The organism is Agarivorans sp. Alg241-V36 (genome assembly GCF_900537085.1).
In the GTDB taxonomy this organism is placed as follows: domain Bacteria; phylum Pseudomonadota; class Gammaproteobacteria; order Enterobacterales; family Celerinatantimonadaceae; genus Agarivorans.
Genome location: NZ_UNRE01000009.1, coordinates 180,632 through 196,443, shown reverse-complemented (window position 1 = coordinate 196,443; position 15,812 = coordinate 180,632). Strand labels below are relative to the sequence as shown.

Genomic DNA, 15,812 nt, shown 5'->3' with positions numbered 1-15,812 from the left:
CGGTGTTTGGCACCTCGATGTCGGCTCATCACATCCTGGGGCTGAAGTCGGTCCCAAGGGTATGGCTGTTCGCCATTTAAAGTGGTACGCGAGCTGGGTTTAGAACGTCGTGAGACAGTTCGGTCCCTATCTGCCGTGGGCGTTTGAGAATTGAGGGGAGCTGCTCCTAGTACGAGAGGACCGGAGTGGACGAACCGCTGGTGTTTGGGTTGTTATGCCAATAGCATTGCCCAGTAGCTACGTTCGGAACTGATAACCGCTGAAAGCATCTAAGCGGGAAGCAGGCCTCGAGATTAATTCTCACTAGGACTTTAAGTCCTCTGAAGGGCCGTTGGAGACTACAACGTTGATAGGCAAGGTGTGTAAGTGCTGTGAGGCATTGAGCTAACTTGTACTAATTACCCGTGAGGCTTAACCATACAACACCTAAAGGGTGTTGCTTATAGATACCTTATTTAGAAACCATGAATACTTGTTGTACTCATGAGATGTTTCAGCTTTTTCGAATGTTAAAGACAACAGTTTTTGCCTGGTGGCAATAGCGTTGTGGACCCACCTGATTCCATGCCGAACTCAGAAGTGAAACGCAACTGCGCCGATGATAGTGTGGGGCTTCCCCATGTGAAAGTAGGTCACTGCCAGGCTCTCAATTTAAAAACCCAGCTTATAGCTGGGTTTTTATTTCGCTGATATAGCTCAGTTGGTAGAGCGCACCCTTGGTAAGGGTGAGGTCGGCAGTTCGAATCTGCCTATCAGCACCATATTCAATTAAGCCCGGCACTATTGCTGGGCTTTTTTGTTTTTATCGGCCAATTGTTGGTCGGTTTATCTGATTAGGTTGGGGCAAATCGCTTCAACTCTAATAACCTAAATGCGAAATTAGCCTCTTTTTAGCTGTTTTTCGAATGCAGCTTTCATGGTAACTATTTGTTTATTATTGTTTTTTTAATTAAATTAAACAAAATTTAGACAATCCTACCAATTAAAAAATTAGGGTGTTATAATTTCGCGCCCTTTAATTAGGCAGCCAGAGATCTCAGCGCTAATTGCTGGGGTCAGTTGTAATATATAGCGGAGCACTGAAATGATCCAAATGCAATCTACTATGGACGTGGCGGACAATTCCGGCGCGCGCCTTGTACAGTGTATTAAGGTCCTAGGTGGTTCGCACCGCCGTTATGCACGAATTGGCGACATCATTAAAGTTACTGTTAAGGAAGCAATTCCTCGCGGTAAAGTTAAGAAAGGTGACGTAATGAATGCTGTGGTAGTGCGTACTAGAAAAGGCGTACGTCGTCCTGATGGTTCTGTAATTCGTTTTGACCGCAATGCAGCGGTTATTTTGAATGCAAACAATCAGCCTATTGGTACTCGTATCTTTGGTCCTGTGACACGTGAACTGCGCAACGAACAGTTCATGAAAATTGTGTCTCTAGCGCCAGAAGTACTTTAAGGAGTCCAAAATGGCTAATAAAATCCAAAAAGGCGATGAAGTAATAGTTATTGCAGGTAAAGACAAAGGCAAACGCGGTAGCGTAACCAAAGTTTTATCTACAGGTAAACTATTCGTTGAAGGCGTGAACGTGATCAAGAAGCACCAAAAGCCAAACCCACAATTGGGTGAAGCAGGCGGTATTGTTGAGAAAGAAGCGGCCCTTGATGCATCAAACGTAGCGATTTTTAACCCTGCCACTGGCAAGGCTGATCGCGTTGGTTTTCGATTTGAAGACGACAAAAAAGTTCGTGTATTCAAATCGTCTAATGAAATTGTAAAGTAACTGGAGTTAACGATGGCGAAACTGCATGACCTATATAAGGAAACTGTAACGCCTGAACTCTTAAAGGAGTTCGGTTACAAATCCATCATGCAAGTCCCTCGGATTGAGAAAATCACCCTTAACATGGGTGTGGGTGAAGCGGTTAATGACAAGAAAGTACTAGAGCACGCAATTGCTGATCTAGCAGCTATCTCAGGTCAAAAACCACTTACTACCAAAGCTCGTAAATCTGTAGCAGGCTTCAAAATCCGTGATGGATACCCAATTGGTTGTAAAGTGACTCTACGCGGTGAGCGTATGTGGGAGTTTTTAGAGCGTTTGATTTCGATCGCTATTCCTCGTGTTCGAGATTTCCGTGGTTTGAATGCTAAGTCATTCGATGGCCGTGGTAATTACAGCATGGGTGTACGTGAGCAAATCATCTTCCCTGAAATCGATTATGACAAAGTTGATAAGGTTCGTGGTATGGATATTACTATCACTACTACTGCCGAAACCAACGAGGAAGGCCGCGCTCTGCTGGCTGCCTTTAACTTCCCATTCCGTAAGTAAGGTAGAGTTAGTTATGGCTAAACAATCAATGAAAGCTCGTGAAGTGAAACGTGAAAAAGCCGTTGCTCGCTTCGCGGAAAAGCGCGCTGCGCTTAAAGCGATTATTAGCAGCGTGAACAGCTCTGATGAAGAGCGTTGGGACGCAGTGTTAAAATTGCAATCGTTACCTCGTGATTCAAGTCGGTCTCGTCAGCGTAACCGCTGTAACGTAACTGGCCGTCCACATGGCTACCTACGCAAATTCGGCCTAAGCCGTATTAAATTGCGTGAAGCTATGATGCGCGGTGAGGTTCCTGGCCTTAAGAAAGCCAGTTGGTAATCCACTTAATTACGGAGTAAACGATTATGAGCATGCAAGATCCTATTGCAGATATGTTGACTCGCGTTCGCAACGGTCAATCAGCAAATAAAGTATCTGTTGTTATGCCTTCATCTAAAGTAAAAGTGGCAATTGCTAACTTGTTGCAAGAAGAAGGTTACATCACAGGATACGCTGTGACTGGTGACGTGAAAAAGTCATTAGAAGTTACCCTCAAGTATTTTGAAGGTAAAAAAGTTATTGAAAAGATTGAACGTGTAAGCCGTCCAGGCCTACGCATTTATAAAGGTGCTAAAGACCTACCTAAAGTTATGGGTGGCCTTGGCGTTGCAATCGTTTCTACATCTAAAGGCGTAATGACTGACCGTGCAGCACGTAAAGCTGGCATGGGCGGTGAAATCGTCTGTTACGTAGCTTAACCGGAGGTAGGTAATATGTCTCGCGTAGCCAAGGCTCCCGTTACAATTCCTGCTGGCGTTGAAGTAAATATCAACGGCCAAGAATTAACGGTTAAAGGTAGCAAAGGTACATTGACTCGCGTTTTTAATGACGCAGTTGTTGTAACGAAAGAAGAAAACGAATTGAAATTTGCTGTTGTTGAAGGTGGTTCTTCAGCACAAGCGGGTACAGCTCGTGCTCTTAGCAACAACATGGTTGTTGGCGTTACAGACGGGTTTGAGAAAAAACTGACTCTTTTAGGTGTTGGTTACCGTGCAGCTGTAAAAGGCTCGGTAGTTAACCTTACTTTAGGTTTTTCTCACCCTGTAGAATACACCTTACCAGAAGGTGTTACAGCAGAGTGTCCATCACAAACTGAAATCGTACTGAAAGGTGCTGATAAGCAAGTTGTTGGTCAGGTAGCAGCAGACATTCGCGCGTTCCGTCCACCAGAGCCTTACAAAGGTAAAGGTGTTCGTTACTCTGACGAAAATGTTCGCCGTAAAGAGGCTAAGAAGAAGTAGGTTAACACTATGGAAAAGAAAATTGCTCGTCTGCGTCGTGCAACACGCACTCGCAAAGCTATGCAAGAGTTGGGTAAAACCCGCCTGGTGATTCACCGTACTCCGCGCCATATTTACGCGCAGGTGATTGCACCTGATGCACAGGTTATTGCCGCAGCATCAACAGTAGATAAAGCCGTTGCTAACGGTCTTGAAAGTTTAAGCAATGTAGCTGCCGCTACTGCAGTAGGTAAAGCAATCGCTGAACGTGCTGCTGAGAAAGGCGTTACATCTGTAGCTTTCGACCGTTCAGGCTTTAAGTACCACGGCCGCGTAGCTGCGCTTGCAGAAGCAGCACGTGAAGCTGGTCTTCAGTTCTAAGGAGTGAGTCATGTCTAAATTTGAAGCACAAGCCGGTAGTGATCTGAACGAAAAGCTTATCGCTGTAAACCGTGTGTCAAAAGTAGTTAAAGGTGGTCGTATCTTCAGTTTCACTGCTCTAACAGTAGTGGGTGACGGTAACGGTCGCGTAGGGTTTGGTTATGGTAAAGCTCGCGAAGTTCCAGCTGCTATTCAAAAAGCAATGGAAAAAGCGCGTCGTAACCTTACAAGTGTACAGCTGAGAGGCACTACACTTCAGCATCCTATTAAGGGTCGCCACTCTGGGTCGCGTGTTTACATGCAACCTGCATCAGAGGGTACTGGTATTATTGCCGGTGGTGCGATGCGTGCTGTTCTAGAAGTTGCGGGTGTGCAGAACGTATTGTCTAAGGCATACGGTTCTACTAACCCAATTAACATTGTTCGCGCTACTATCGACGCTCTTGAGAATATGCATTCTCCACAAGACGTTGCTGCGAAGCGTGGCCTAAGCGTCCAAGAAATTCTGGGGTAATAAGCCATGTCGAACAAAATTAAAGTAACACAGACTAAAAGCGGTATCGGGCGTTTGCCTAAGCACCGTGCGACCTTAACTGGTCTAGGTCTTCGTCGCATTAACCACACTGTAGAACTAGAGGATACTCCTTGTGTTCGCGGTATGATTAATAAAATTTCTTACATGGTTAAGGTTGAGGGAGAATAATCATGCGTTTGAATACTCTTTCTCCAGCAGCTGGCTCTAAGCCAAATGCTAAGCGTGTAGGTCGTGGTATTGGTTCTGGTTTAGGTAAAACTGGTGGTCGCGGTCACAAAGGTCAGAAGTCTCGTTCTGGCGGTAGTGTTCGCCCAGGTTTCGAAGGCGGTCAAATGCCTTTGAAACAACGTTTGCCTAAATTTGGTTTTACTTCACGTAAATCAATGGTAACTGCTGAAGTTCGCACTAGCGAGCTAGCTAAAGTTACTGCTGACGTGGTAGATTTGGACGCTTTGAAGGCTGCTGGTCTTATTACTCGCAACATTAAGTTTGCAAAAGTAGTACTATCTGGCGAAGTAAAAGCACCAGTTACCTTACGTGGCCTGCGTGTAACTAAAGGCGCACTGGCAGCAATTGAAGCTGCTGGCGGTAAAATCGAGGAATAGTACAAAACATGGCTAAGAATCCAGGAACAGCATCAGCAAGTGCACAAGGCGGCTTAAGCGAGCTTAAGAGTCGTTTATTATTTGTGCTTGGAGCCATTATTGTGTTCCGAGCCGGCTCCTTTGTGCCGTTACCTGGGATTGATGCCGCTGTACTGGCCGCGTTGTTTGACCAGCAGAAAGGTACCATTCTGGAAATGTTTAATATGTTTTCAGGTGGTGCACTTTCACGTGCGTCTATTTTCGCGTTAGGTATCATGCCGTATATTTCGGCATCGATTATCATCCAGTTATTGACTGTTGTTCACCCAACACTTGCCGAACTTAAAAAGGAAGGCGAGTCGGGTCGACGTAAAATTAGTCAATACACGCGTTATAGCACACTGGTTCTAGCAACCTTCCAAGCTATTGGTATAGCTACTGGCTTACCAAATATGATGGCTGGTCTGGTAATCAACCCAGGTCTACCATTCTATTTCACTGCGGTGGTTAGCTTGGTAACGGGAACAATGTTCCTAATGTGGTTAGGTGAGCAAATTACTGAACGCGGTATTGGCAACGGGATTTCGATTCTGATTTTTGCTGGTATTGTGGCAGGATTGCCTTCTGCAATCGGTCAGACGGCTGAGCAGGCGCGTCAAGGAGAGTTGCATTTGTTGTTACTCTTGTTCATCGTTGCTCTTGTATTTGCGGTGACCTTCTTTGTGGTATTTGTAGAACGTGGACAACGACGTATCGTTGTTAACTATGCAAAACGCCAACAAGGTCGCAAAGTGTTTGCTGCGCAAAGCACACATTTACCACTTAAGGTAAACATGGCGGGTGTTATCCCAGCTATTTTTGCTTCAAGTATTATTCTGTTCCCTGGCACGTTGGCGCAGTGGTTCGGTCAAAACGAAGGTTTATCTTTCTTATCTGACCTGTCACTAACCTTACAACCTGGGCAACCGTTATATGTGTTCTTGTATGCAGCAGCCATTATCTTCTTCTGCTTCTTCTATACTGCGTTGGTATTTAACCCTCGCGAAACAGCAGATAACTTGAAGAAGAGTGGTGCGTTCATTCCGGGTATTCGCCCTGGTGAGCAAACCTCGCGATACATCGACAAGGTGATGACTCGTTTAACCCTAGCTGGTGCTTTGTACATCACGTTTGTATGTTTAATTCCTGAGTTTATGATGATCGGAATGAACGTTCAGTTCTACTTCGGTGGTACTTCGCTACTTATTGTAGTGGTGGTTATCATGGACTTTATGGCTCAGGTCCAAACCCATTTGATGTCTCATCAATATGGTTCGGTTCTGAAAAAAGCTAATCTTAAAGGTTACGGCCGATAGGCCGCCCTTGAGATTGGACTTTAACTTTCGCGGAGATAGCAATGAAAGTACGTGCATCCGTTAAGAAAATCTGCCGTAACTGTAAAGTTATTAAGCGCAACGGTGTTGTGCGTGTAATTTGCAGTGAGCCAAAGCATAAACAGCGCCAAGGCTAGTTAGTAGATTTCAAGACAATATTATTTGCAATGTGGTCATCTGTTGAGTATCCTTACGGGCTTTTCACAGATGGCCTTCGTTTAACACGAAAAATAGGAGTGTGCCAATGGCCCGTATAGCCGGCATTAACATTCCTGATCAGAAGCACGCAGTTATTGCTTTAACTGCAATCTTCGGCATTGGCTTAACCCGTTCACAGAAAATCTGTGCGGCAGCTGGTATCGCTGAAGATGTTAAGATCAGAGAACTTGACGAAACACAAATCGATAAACTTCGTGACGAAGTAGCTAAATTCACCGTTGAAGGTGATCTACGCCGTGAAGTATCAATGAACATTAAGCGCCTGATGGACCTCGGTTGTTACCGTGGACTTCGTCATCGTCGCAGTTTGCCCCTTCGCGGTCAGCGCACTAAAACTAATGCGCGCACCCGTAAAGGTCCTCGCAAACCTATTAAGAAATAAGGGGTGAGTGATAATGGCTAAAACTCCGACTCGCGCTCGTAAACGCGTAAAAAAACAAGTTGCTGATGGCATGGCTCATATCCATGCTTCTTTCAACAATACTATCGTGACTATCACTGATCGTCAGGGCAACGCGCTTTCTTGGGCTACCGCGGGTGGTTCAGGTTTCCGTGGTTCTCGTAAGTCTACTCCGTTTGCTGCACAGGTTGCTGCTGAACGTGCTGCTGAAGCAGCTAAAGACTACGGCCTTAAGAACGTAGAAGTGTTTGTAAACGGCCCAGGTCCTGGTCGTGAGTCTTCAATCCGTGCATTACATGCAGCGGGTTTCCGTGTGACTAACATCACCGACGTGACTCCGATTCCACACAATGGCTGTCGTCCACCTAAGAAACGCCGCGTGTAGTTTCTGGATAGATTGGAGAAAGAAAAATGGCAAGATATTTAGGTCCAAAGCTTAAACTTAGCCGTCGTGAGGGTACCGATCTTTTCTTGAAAAGTGGTGTACGTGCGATCGACACAAAGTGTAAGTTGGATACAGCACCTGGACAACACGGTGCACGTAAAGCGCGTCTTTCAGACTACGGTTTACAGCTTCGTGAGAAGCAAAAAGTTCGTCGTTTATACGGCATTCTTGAAAAGCAATTCCGCAACTACTATAAAGCTGCTGCTCGCCTTAAAGGCAACACCGGTGAAAACTTGTTGCAGTTGTTAGAAAGTCGTTTAGATAACGTTGTTTACCGTGTAGGTTTTGGTGCAACTCGCGCTGAAGCTCGTCAGCTAGTTAGCCACAAAGCTATTCTAGTAAACGGTAAAGTGGTAAACATTCCTTCTTACAAGGTATTACCAGAAGACGTTATCAGTGTTCGCGAAAAATCTAAGAAGCAAGCGCGTATCGTTGCATCATTAGAAATCGCTGGACAACGTGAAGCGGCATCGTGGGTAGAAGTAGACGCAACTAAGATGGAAGGCACTTTCAAGCGCCTACCTGAGCGCGCTGACTTGTCTGCGGAAATTAACGAACAGCTGATCGTCGAACTTTACTCTAAGTAAAGTTGAATTATAGAGAGGACACAATGCAGGGTTCTGTAACAGAGTTTCTAAAACCAAGGCTAGTTGAGATCGAACAAGTTAGCCCAACTCGTGCAAAGGTTACGCTTGAGCCGTTAGAGCGTGGTTTTGGCCACACTTTAGGTAACGCTCTTCGTCGTATTCTTTTATCTTCAATGCCAGGTTGTGCGGTAACTGAAGTAGAAATCGATGGCGTGTTGCATGAGTACAGCAGTAAGGAAGGCGTTCAAGAGGATATCTTGGAAATCTTGCTTAACCTGAAAGGTATTGCTGTAAAGTTAGAAGGTAAAGACGAAGTAACATTGAGTCTTACCAAGTCTGGAGCAGGTCCTGTGGTTGCAGGCGACATTCAGCACGACGCTGATGTCGAAATCACTAACCCTGAGCACGTTATTTGTCACCTTAGCAGCAACGCTGAAATCAGCATGCGCATTAAGGTTGAACGTGGTCGTGGTTACGTACCAGCTTCAGTTCGGGTTCACTCTGAAGATGAAGAGCGTCCAATTGGTCGTTTGCTAACTGATGCGGCTTACAGCCCAGTAGAGCGTATTGCTTATACTGTTGAAGCTGCACGTGTAGAGCAACGTACTGACTTGGACAAATTGGTTATCGATATGGAAACCAATGGTACTCTTGATCCAGAGGAAGCTATCCGCCGCAGTGCAACAATTCTTGCAGAGCAGTTGGATGCCTTCGTTGACTTACGTGACGTAAGTGAGCCTGAAGAAAAAGAAGAGAAGCCAGAGTTTGATCCAATCCTGCTTCGTCCTGTCGATGATCTAGAGTTGACAGTACGCTCTGCTAACTGTTTGAAGGCAGAAGCGATTCATTACATTGGTGACTTGGTACAACGTACCGAAGTTGAGCTACTTAAAACCCCTAACTTGGGTAAAAAGTCGCTTACAGAAATCAAAGATGTATTGGCATCACGTGGTTTGTCTCTAGGCATGCGCCTAGAAAACTGGCCACCTGCTAGCATCGCTGATAAGTAGTCACTGGTTTTAACGTCTTAATATAGAAGGATAAGGTCATGCGCCATCGTCAGAGTGGTCGTCAATTGAACCGAAATAGTAGCCATCGTCAGGCTATGTTCCGGAATATGGCCAGTTCATTGGTTCGCCATGAAGTTATCAAGACAACATTGCCTAAAGCCAAAGAGCTTCGCCGTGTTGTTGAGCCATTAATTACATTGGCTAAAAATGACAGTGTAGCTAACCGTCGTCTAGCTTTTGCTCGTACTCGCGATGCAGAAGTAGTTGGTAAGCTATTTGCTGAAATCGGCCCACGATTCAAAGAACGTGCAGGCGGTTATACTCGCATTTTAAAATGTGGTTTCCGTGCTGGCGACAATGCTCCTATGGCATACATTGAATTATTGGACCGTCCTGAAGTTGAAGAAGTAGTTGAAGAAGCTGCTGAGTAAACTCAGACACCAAGCTTAAAAAGCCGGACTTAGGTCCGGCTTTTTTTTGTCTAAAATTTACTGTGGAGCAATTGATTTGGGCAGAACAACTGCTAGTTCAAATAGCTACAAACGCTTATTGTGGTCGAAGTAGTAGGAGATTCGAGCTCTGGGGTTAAGGTATTCAAAAACAGCATCCGGCAGAGCACTTGGCTTTAAAGCCTTCTCAATGGTTAAGCCAGCTGCTTCTAAATCGATGATTGGTGCTTCGGTGCGCGGGATATTGGCATCGTAGACTTGTACTGCAGGAAATAACAAGCGCTCTGAGTTTACAGACATCACCAAGCCAATTTGACCGGAACTAAGCTGTACCACACTACCTGGTGGGTAAATCCCCAGTAAACGGATCAAAATACCTAAATCTGCAGTATTTAACTGTTCTTTACGCTGCTTATAAAGATATGAGATAACCGTAAAAGGAATCCGGGTTTGTTTAACATCTCTTGGATGACACAAGCTATCGTATTCATTTACCACTGAAATCAATTGTGACAAACGGTCAATTTGTTCACCTTTTAACTTCTTCGGATAGCCACTTCCATCTAAAAACTCGTGGTGCTGCTCAGCAATTAATTTTACTTTTGCTGGCAAAGTCTCAGAGAGTTTAAGAAAGTCTGCACCATATTTGGTGTGCATCTTAAGAAGGTTGGCTTCTTGAGCGGTAAGTTTGCCCGGCTTGCGCAGTATTTTGTCGGGAATCTTCATTTTCCCAACATCATGGAACAAGCCAGCCAAACCTAAAATCTTAATATCGCGCTCAGAAAAACCAGCAGCTTTAGCCAGCATCATCGCAAGGATCGAAACGTTGAGACTATGGTAATAGAAGCTATCTGCATCTTTGCTGTCGTTCATTAAATGAAGCACAACATTTTCACCGGACAATAAGTCATCGGCTAAGTTGTTAATGAGGCTGGTTGCGTCGTCCACTGCATTTAGCGGGCGGCTCTTAAGCTTAGCCATCACGGCGCGAACCTGAGCCATGGAACGGTCAAACTCTTTTTCTACTTTTTGCAGGTTGCGACGGTAGTTTTTAAGTTCTTCAATACGGGCGCGCTTTTCTTCCCAAAGGGCTTTTTCGGCTTTTTCTTGCGCCTTGCTATCAGCCTTTGAGTTGCCACTTCCTTCTTGATCGGCAGGCAAGGGGGGCTTGTCGCTTTTTTCAGGAACAACAATGACATGTTTCAAACCGAGGTTATGAATCACTTCGATCTGGTCTTGGCTTTTAATCTTGAAGCTGGTGAACATAAATGGGTGCTCGCCCCATTTAACAGGCAGTTTTACATAAACACCTATCTGTAAACGTTCAACATTTAGCTTTAACTCTGCCATTTTCCCTTTCTACTTCATCTGTCTAGCCAGCATTATGAAGAATTTGCCGCATAAAATCAGCTGCTTTTAACAAGTTCTAGACATAGCGTACAATCTAACTAAAATAGGTATCTAGATGTCTAGACATACATTGCCTGTTGTTAGCAAGGAACCTTTATATGCCAATTTGTATTCCTGATCAGTTACCCGCTGCTGAAGTATTGCGCAATGAAAATATATTTGTCATGCCAGAGAGTCGTGCAGCTCATCAGGATATTCGTCCACTAGAAGTGGTATTGCTTAACCTGATGCCAAAAAAAATCGAGACGGAGAACCAGATCCTCCGCTTGCTTTCAAACTCGCCTTTGCAGGTCAATGTAAAATTATTGCGCATCAACCATCGCGTATCTAAAAATACCCCGCAAGAGCATATCGATAAGTTTTATCGTGATTTTGAAAAACTGCGTGAGCGTAATTTTGATGGCTTGATTATAACCGGTGCACCACTAGGCCAAGTGGCCTTTGAGGATGTTTACTATTGGGATCAAGTTAAAGAGATTATCGACTGGTCTACAACTCACGTAACCTCCACACTTTACCTGTGTTGGGCAGCGCAAGCAGCGCTATATCATTTGTACGGTTTGGAAAAACAAACGCGTGAGAAGAAGTTGTCTGGCGTGTATTGGCATCAAACTAAACACAAGCATAACCCTTTAGTGCGTGGGTTTGACGATGCCTTCTTAGCGCCATTGTCTCGGTTTGCCCACTTTGATTCAAATTTGATCAATGAAGAAACCGACTTAAAAGTGCTGGCCGATAACCCCGAAGCAGGTAGTTATTTATTTGCCAGCGAAGATTTTCGCCAAGTGTTTATTACTGGCCATCCTGAGTATGCCGCAGATACCTTACACAACGAGTATCAGCGCGATAGCCAAGAAGGGTTAACGCCTCAGTTGCCTGAGAACTACTATCCACAGGATGATTGCACTAACCCGCCCTGTGCAACTTGGCGTAGTCATGGGCACTTACTTTACAATAACTGGCTAAACTATTGCGTTTACCAGATTACTCCATACGACCTAGCCGAGCTAAAGCCCAAGTCTGATAATATCTTGAAATAATTTCATATAACTTTATCGCAGCTAAGCCCTTAAAGGCAGTGTGCTACACTGCCGTGTCGAAATACCAGCGAAAGAATATAGGATGTACCCGTGTCAGCAAGGCCTCAATTAGAAAAGCAACTTTCTCAACGCATCATGATTATCGATGGCGGCATGGGAACCATGATTCAGTCTTACAAGTTAGAAGAGGCTGATTACCGCGGAGAACGCTTTGCTGATTGGCATACTGACGTAAAAGGTAACAACGATATGTTGGTACTTTCCCAGCCAAAAATCATTGCCGATATCCATCGCGATTACTTATTGGCTGGCGCTGACATTCTCGAAACTAATACCTTTAACGCTACCACCATTGCGATGGCTGATTACGACATGGAAGCCTACTCGGCCGAAATAAACCGTGAAGCTGCCAGAATTGCTCGCGAGGTAGCCGACGAAGTTACGGCATTAAACCCAGAGCGTCCGCGTTTTGTAGCGGGGGTGTTGGGGCCAACAAACCGCACCTGTTCTATCTCTCCCGATGTAAACGACCCTGGCTACAGAAACGTAACTTTTAACGAATTAGTTGAAGCGTACGAGGAATCAACCAAAGCCTTGATTGAAGGTGGCAGTGACTTAATTCTTATCGAAACTATTTTCGATACTTTAAATGCTAAGGCAGCGGTATTTGCGGTTAAGTCGGTGTATGAAGAGTTAGGTGTCGACCTGCCGATTATGATATCAGGTACCATTACCGACGCCTCCGGTCGTACTCTGAGTGGGCAAACCACCGAAGCATTTTACAACTCGCTGCGCCACGCCGATCCAATTAGCATGGGTTTAAACTGTGCCCTTGGTCCTGATGAGTTGCGCCAGTATGTAGAAGAGCTAAGCCGGGTGAGCGAAAGCTATGTGTCGGCTCACCCTAATGCCGGATTACCTAATGCCTTTGGTGAATATGACTTAGAAGCTGCCGAGATGGCTGAGCACATTGGTGAGTGGGCTCGTGCTGGGTTCCTAAACCTAGTGGGCGGCTGTTGTGGTACTACTCCTGAGCATATTAAGGCGATGGCCGAAGCTGTAGAAGGTGTTAAGCCGCGCCAATTACCAGAAATAGATGTTGCCTGTCGTTTATCTGGCCTAGAGCCTTTAACCATCACGCCAGAAACCTTATTTGTAAACGTGGGTGAGCGTAACAACGTTACTGGCTCGGCCATGTTCAAACGCCTAATTAAAGAAGAAAACTACGATAAAGCTATCGAAGTTGCCTTGCAGCAGGTAGAAAACGGCGCGCAAATCATCGATGTAAACATGGACGAAGGTATGCTTGATTCAAAGGCTGCCATGGTGCGTTTTCTAAATATGGTGGCCTCGGAGCCCGACATCGCCAAAGTACCGGTGATGATTGACTCTTCTAAATGGGACATTCTAGAAGCTGGCTTGCAGTGTGTTCAGGGTAAACCGGTGGTTAACTCCATCTCAATGAAAGAAGGTGTAGAACCGTTTATTGAGCAGGCCAAAATACTGCGTCGTTATGGTGCCGCTGTAATCGTGATGGCCTTTGATGAAGTTGGGCAGGCCGATACCCGAGAGCGCAAGTTTGAGATTTGTAGTAAGTCTTACGACATTTTGGTTAATCAAGTTGGCTTCCCGCCAGAAGACATTATTTTTGATCCAAATATCTTTGCTGTAGCCACCGGTATCGATGAGCATAACAACTATGCCGTCGACTTTATCGAAGCCGTTAAAGACATTAAAGATAACCTGCCACATGCCATGATCTCTGGCGGTGTATCAAATGTGAGCTTCTCGTTTCGTGGTAACAATCCAGTGCGTGAAGCCATTCACGCGGTGTTCTTGTATTACGCCATTAAAAACGGCATGGACATGGGCATTGTGAATGCTGGTCAGTTAGCCATTTATGCAGACATTCCTAAAGAGCTTAAAGACAAAGTTGAAGCGGTTGTTCTAAATACCCACGATAACGCAACAGAAGAGCTGCTAGAGATCGCCGATAAGTACCGCGGCGACGGTAGCCAGCAAGAAAGCACTCAAGATTTAGAGTGGCGCAGCTGGGACGTAAACAAACGTTTAGAGCACGCTTTGGTTAAAGGCATTACCGAGTTTATTGAAGACGATACCGAGCTCGCTCGCCAAGCGGCAGAGCGCCCGCTGCATGTGATTGAAGGGCCATTAATGGATGGCATGAACGTTGTGGGCGACTTGTTTGGTGACGGTAAAATGTTCCTACCACAAGTGGTTAAATCAGCGCGGGTAATGAAACGTGCAGTCGCCTATTTACAACCTTATATTGAAGCCGAAAAAGGCGAAGGGCAACGCTCTAACGGTAAGATTGTAATGGCCACAGTAAAAGGCGATGTGCATGACATTGGTAAAAACATTGTTGGCGTAGTGCTGCAATGTAATAACTTTGAAGTGATTGATTTGGGCGTAATGGTACCTTGCGACAAGATCTTAAAAGTGGCCAAAGAAGAGCAAGTGGACATGATTGGTCTATCTGGCTTGATTACGCCGTCGCTAGACGAAATGGTGCATGTTGCTAAAGAAATGCAGCGTACTGGCTTAGATGTTCCGCTACTAATTGGTGGCGCAACTACTTCAAAAGCTCATACCGCCGTTAAAATTGAGCAAAATTATGAGAAGCCAGTGGTGTATGTATCTAACGCTTCTCGTGCTGTTGGCGTGTGTCAAAGCTTGTTATCAGACGAGTTACGTCCAGCCTTTGTTGAAAAGCTCGATAAAGACTATGAGATTGTGCGTGAGCAACATGCGCGGAAACGCCCGCGTACTCCGCCAGTGAGTCTAGACGTCGCTCGCGCCAACCGCGCAGAAATTGATTGGCAAAACTATACACCGCCAGTGCCTAAGCAGCTGGGGGTTCAAACGTTCGAAAATGTATCAATTGCAGAAATAGAACCTTATATCGATTGGACGCCGTTCTTTATGACTTGGTCATTGGCCGGTAAATACCCACGCATTCTAGAAGATGAAGTGGTGGGTGAAGAGGCTAAGCGGATTTTTGCTGATGCCAAGGAGATGCTAGAACGCTTTAAAGCCAAGGGTGAGATTAAAGTTTCAGGGGTATTTGGTTTATTCCCCGCTAACAGCGTGGGTGACGATATCGAAATTTATCGCGATGAGTCGCGTAGTGAATTGTTGGGTCTAAGCTCTCAGCTTCGCCAGCAAACCGAAAAGAAAAAAGGAGCCAACAACTGTTTAGCCGACTTCATCGCGCCTAAATCGTCAGGCAAAGCGGACTACTTTGGCGCCTTTGCGGTAACCGGTGGGATTGGCGAAGATGAATTAGCCGAAGCCTACAAACAAGAAGGCGATGACTACAACGCCATTATGGTTAAAGCGGTGGCCGATCGTTTAGCCGAAGGCTTTGCAGAATACTTGCATGCTCAAGTGCGTAAAGAGTATTGGGGCTATGCTGCCGACGAAACGCTTAGCAATGAAGAACTGATTCGCGAGAACTACCAAGGTATTCGTCCAGCACCGGGTTACCCCGCTTGCCCAGAGCATACCGAGAAGGGCCTGATTTGGGAGCTGCTGGACGTTGAGCAACGTATTGGCATGCAACTTACCGAAAGCTACGCAATGTGGCCCGGTGCCGCTGTGTCAGGCTGGTATTTTTCACATCCTGATAGCCGTTATTTTGCTGTAGCATCAATTCAAAAAGATCAGGTTGAGGATTATGCCAAGCGTAAAAATATGAGCCTGGAAGAAGCTGAGCGTTGGTTAGCGCCAAACCTAGGCTACAACAGTTAACAAAGCCCGTTATTATTG

At 45.5% G+C, this 15,812-nt stretch carries 20 protein-coding genes, 1 tRNA gene and 2 rRNA genes; 22 read left to right on the top strand and 1 reads right to left on the bottom strand.

Annotated elements, in window-relative coordinates; genetic code table 11:
• The 20 genes from G6R11_RS19300 to rplQ all read left to right on the top strand — a co-directional run.
• Window positions 1-419: ribosomal RNA gene (locus tag G6R11_RS19300) — 23S ribosomal RNA — on the top strand; the annotation flags it as partial.
• A 109-nt stretch (window positions 420-528) separates the two neighbouring features.
• Window positions 529-644, top strand: a 5S ribosomal RNA gene (rrf, locus tag G6R11_RS19295).
• A 41-nt stretch (window positions 645-685) separates the two neighbouring features.
• Window positions 686-761, top strand: a tRNA-Thr gene (locus G6R11_RS19290).
• 323 nt (window positions 762-1,084) lie between these two features.
• Window positions 1,085-1,453, top strand: coding sequence for a 50S ribosomal protein L14 (rplN, locus tag G6R11_RS19285; protein WP_016402143.1), 369 nt, complete (start codon window positions 1,085-1,087; stop codon window positions 1,451-1,453).
• Window positions 1,454-1,463: 10 nt separating this feature from the next.
• The gene (rplX, locus tag G6R11_RS19280) at window positions 1,464-1,778 is read left to right on the top strand and encodes a 50S ribosomal protein L24 (RefSeq protein WP_163134676.1); all 315 of its coding nucleotides are present in this window, start codon (window positions 1,464-1,466) and stop codon (window positions 1,776-1,778) included.
• Between the two features lie 12 nt (window positions 1,779-1,790).
• Complete coding sequence (rplE, locus tag G6R11_RS19275) at window positions 1,791-2,330, top strand: 50S ribosomal protein L5 (protein ID WP_040307252.1); 540 nt, start codon at window positions 1,791-1,793, stop codon at window positions 2,328-2,330.
• A gap of 13 nt (window positions 2,331-2,343) precedes the next feature.
• Entirely contained in the window at window positions 2,344-2,649 is a 306-nt protein-coding gene (gene rpsN, locus G6R11_RS19270) for a 30S ribosomal protein S14 (protein ID WP_016402140.1), read from the top strand.
• A 26-nt stretch (window positions 2,650-2,675) separates the two neighbouring features.
• Complete coding sequence (gene rpsH, locus G6R11_RS19265; protein WP_016402139.1) at window positions 2,676-3,068, top strand: 30S ribosomal protein S8; 393 nt, start codon at window positions 2,676-2,678, stop codon at window positions 3,066-3,068.
• 15 nt (window positions 3,069-3,083) lie between these two features.
• Window positions 3,084-3,611, top strand: coding sequence for a 50S ribosomal protein L6 (rplF, locus tag G6R11_RS19260; protein ID WP_163134675.1), 528 nt, complete (start codon window positions 3,084-3,086; stop codon window positions 3,609-3,611).
• Between the two features lie 9 nt (window positions 3,612-3,620).
• Window positions 3,621-3,971 (top strand): 50S ribosomal protein L18, encoded by a 351-nt coding sequence (gene rplR, locus G6R11_RS19255; protein WP_016402137.1) that lies wholly within the window; start codon window positions 3,621-3,623, stop codon window positions 3,969-3,971.
• Between the two features lie 10 nt (window positions 3,972-3,981).
• Window positions 3,982-4,485, top strand: a complete 504-nt coding sequence (gene rpsE / locus G6R11_RS19250) for a 30S ribosomal protein S5 (protein ID WP_016402136.1) — start codon at window positions 3,982-3,984, stop codon at window positions 4,483-4,485.
• Between the two features lie 6 nt (window positions 4,486-4,491).
• Window positions 4,492-4,674, top strand: coding sequence for a 50S ribosomal protein L30 (gene rpmD, locus G6R11_RS19245; protein ID WP_163134674.1), 183 nt, complete (start codon window positions 4,492-4,494; stop codon window positions 4,672-4,674).
• A 2-nt stretch (window positions 4,675-4,676) separates the two neighbouring features.
• The gene (gene rplO, locus G6R11_RS19240; protein WP_137673765.1) at window positions 4,677-5,111 is read left to right on the top strand and encodes a 50S ribosomal protein L15; all 435 of its coding nucleotides are present in this window, start codon (window positions 4,677-4,679) and stop codon (window positions 5,109-5,111) included.
• A gap of 8 nt (window positions 5,112-5,119) precedes the next feature.
• Window positions 5,120-6,445, top strand: coding sequence for a preprotein translocase subunit SecY (gene secY / locus G6R11_RS19235; protein ID WP_016402133.1), 1,326 nt, complete (start codon window positions 5,120-5,122; stop codon window positions 6,443-6,445).
• Window positions 6,446-6,486: 41 nt separating this feature from the next.
• Window positions 6,487-6,600 carry a 50S ribosomal protein L36 gene (gene rpmJ, locus G6R11_RS19230; protein ID WP_000868186.1) on the top strand — a complete coding sequence of 38 codons (114 nt, stop codon included), beginning with the start codon at window positions 6,487-6,489 and terminating at the stop codon, window positions 6,598-6,600.
• A 107-nt stretch (window positions 6,601-6,707) separates the two neighbouring features.
• On the top strand, window positions 6,708-7,064 hold the full coding sequence (rpsM, locus tag G6R11_RS19225; RefSeq protein WP_016402132.1) for a 30S ribosomal protein S13: 357 nt from the start codon (window positions 6,708-6,710) through the stop codon (window positions 7,062-7,064).
• Window positions 7,065-7,077: 13 nt separating this feature from the next.
• On the top strand, window positions 7,078-7,467 hold the full coding sequence (gene rpsK, locus G6R11_RS19220; protein WP_016402131.1) for a 30S ribosomal protein S11: 390 nt from the start codon (window positions 7,078-7,080) through the stop codon (window positions 7,465-7,467).
• 26 nt (window positions 7,468-7,493) lie between these two features.
• On the top strand, window positions 7,494-8,114 hold the full coding sequence (gene rpsD / locus G6R11_RS19215) for a 30S ribosomal protein S4 (protein WP_016402130.1): 621 nt from the start codon (window positions 7,494-7,496) through the stop codon (window positions 8,112-8,114).
• A gap of 23 nt (window positions 8,115-8,137) precedes the next feature.
• The gene (gene rpoA, locus G6R11_RS19210) at window positions 8,138-9,124 is read left to right on the top strand and encodes a DNA-directed RNA polymerase subunit alpha (protein ID WP_016402129.1); all 987 of its coding nucleotides are present in this window, start codon (window positions 8,138-8,140) and stop codon (window positions 9,122-9,124) included.
• Window positions 9,125-9,162: 38 nt separating this feature from the next.
• Window positions 9,163-9,555, top strand: coding sequence for a 50S ribosomal protein L17 (gene rplQ, locus G6R11_RS19205; RefSeq protein ID WP_040307251.1), 393 nt, complete (start codon window positions 9,163-9,165; stop codon window positions 9,553-9,555).
• A gap of 105 nt (window positions 9,556-9,660) precedes the next feature.
• On the opposite strand, the gene G6R11_RS19200 is transcribed toward rplQ, so the two are convergent.
• Entirely contained in the window at window positions 9,661-10,923 is a 1,263-nt protein-coding gene (locus G6R11_RS19200; RefSeq protein WP_163134673.1) for an HD-GYP domain-containing protein, read from the bottom strand.
• A 158-nt stretch (window positions 10,924-11,081) separates the two neighbouring features.
• On the opposite strand from G6R11_RS19200, the gene metA reads away from it, so the two are divergent.
• Window positions 11,082-12,023 (top strand): homoserine O-succinyltransferase, encoded by a 942-nt coding sequence (gene metA, locus G6R11_RS19195; protein ID WP_163134672.1) that lies wholly within the window; start codon window positions 11,082-11,084, stop codon window positions 12,021-12,023.
• Between the two features lie 90 nt (window positions 12,024-12,113).
• On the top strand, window positions 12,114-15,794 hold the full coding sequence (gene metH / locus G6R11_RS19190; RefSeq protein WP_163134671.1) for a methionine synthase: 3,681 nt from the start codon (window positions 12,114-12,116) through the stop codon (window positions 15,792-15,794).
• Window positions 15,795-15,812 lie beyond the last annotated feature (18 nt).

What these genes read in the sequence shown, in the direction of transcription:
- rpsD (WP_016402130.1), top strand. Translation starts at nt 7,494, where the DNA reads ATGGCAAGATATTTAGGTCCAAAGCTTAAACTTAGCCGTCGTGAGGGT.
- G6R11_RS19200 (WP_163134673.1), bottom strand. Translation starts at nt 10,923, where the DNA reads ATGGCAGAGTTAAAGCTAAATGTTGAACGTTTACAGATAGGTGTTTAT.
- rpmJ (WP_000868186.1), top strand. Translation starts at nt 6,487, where the DNA reads ATGAAAGTACGTGCATCCGTTAAGAAAATCTGCCGTAACTGTAAAGTT.
- rpsH (WP_016402139.1), top strand. Translation starts at nt 2,676, where the DNA reads ATGAGCATGCAAGATCCTATTGCAGATATGTTGACTCGCGTTCGCAAC.
- metA (WP_163134672.1), top strand. Translation starts at nt 11,082, where the DNA reads ATGCCAATTTGTATTCCTGATCAGTTACCCGCTGCTGAAGTATTGCGC.
- rpsK (WP_016402131.1), top strand. Translation starts at nt 7,078, where the DNA reads ATGGCTAAAACTCCGACTCGCGCTCGTAAACGCGTAAAAAAACAAGTT.
- rplE (WP_040307252.1), top strand. Translation starts at nt 1,791, where the DNA reads ATGGCGAAACTGCATGACCTATATAAGGAAACTGTAACGCCTGAACTC.
- rpoA (WP_016402129.1), top strand. Translation starts at nt 8,138, where the DNA reads ATGCAGGGTTCTGTAACAGAGTTTCTAAAACCAAGGCTAGTTGAGATC.
- rplF (WP_163134675.1), top strand. Translation starts at nt 3,084, where the DNA reads ATGTCTCGCGTAGCCAAGGCTCCCGTTACAATTCCTGCTGGCGTTGAA.
- rplQ (WP_040307251.1), top strand. Translation starts at nt 9,163, where the DNA reads ATGCGCCATCGTCAGAGTGGTCGTCAATTGAACCGAAATAGTAGCCAT.
- secY (WP_016402133.1), top strand. Translation starts at nt 5,120, where the DNA reads ATGGCTAAGAATCCAGGAACAGCATCAGCAAGTGCACAAGGCGGCTTA.
- rplR (WP_016402137.1), top strand. Translation starts at nt 3,621, where the DNA reads ATGGAAAAGAAAATTGCTCGTCTGCGTCGTGCAACACGCACTCGCAAA.
- rplO (WP_137673765.1), top strand. Translation starts at nt 4,677, where the DNA reads ATGCGTTTGAATACTCTTTCTCCAGCAGCTGGCTCTAAGCCAAATGCT.
- rplX (WP_163134676.1), top strand. Translation starts at nt 1,464, where the DNA reads ATGGCTAATAAAATCCAAAAAGGCGATGAAGTAATAGTTATTGCAGGT.
- rpmD (WP_163134674.1), top strand. Translation starts at nt 4,492, where the DNA reads ATGTCGAACAAAATTAAAGTAACACAGACTAAAAGCGGTATCGGGCGT.
- rplN (WP_016402143.1), top strand. Translation starts at nt 1,085, where the DNA reads ATGATCCAAATGCAATCTACTATGGACGTGGCGGACAATTCCGGCGCG.
- rpsE (WP_016402136.1), top strand. Translation starts at nt 3,982, where the DNA reads ATGTCTAAATTTGAAGCACAAGCCGGTAGTGATCTGAACGAAAAGCTT.
- rpsM (WP_016402132.1), top strand. Translation starts at nt 6,708, where the DNA reads ATGGCCCGTATAGCCGGCATTAACATTCCTGATCAGAAGCACGCAGTT.
- rpsN (WP_016402140.1), top strand. Translation starts at nt 2,344, where the DNA reads ATGGCTAAACAATCAATGAAAGCTCGTGAAGTGAAACGTGAAAAAGCC.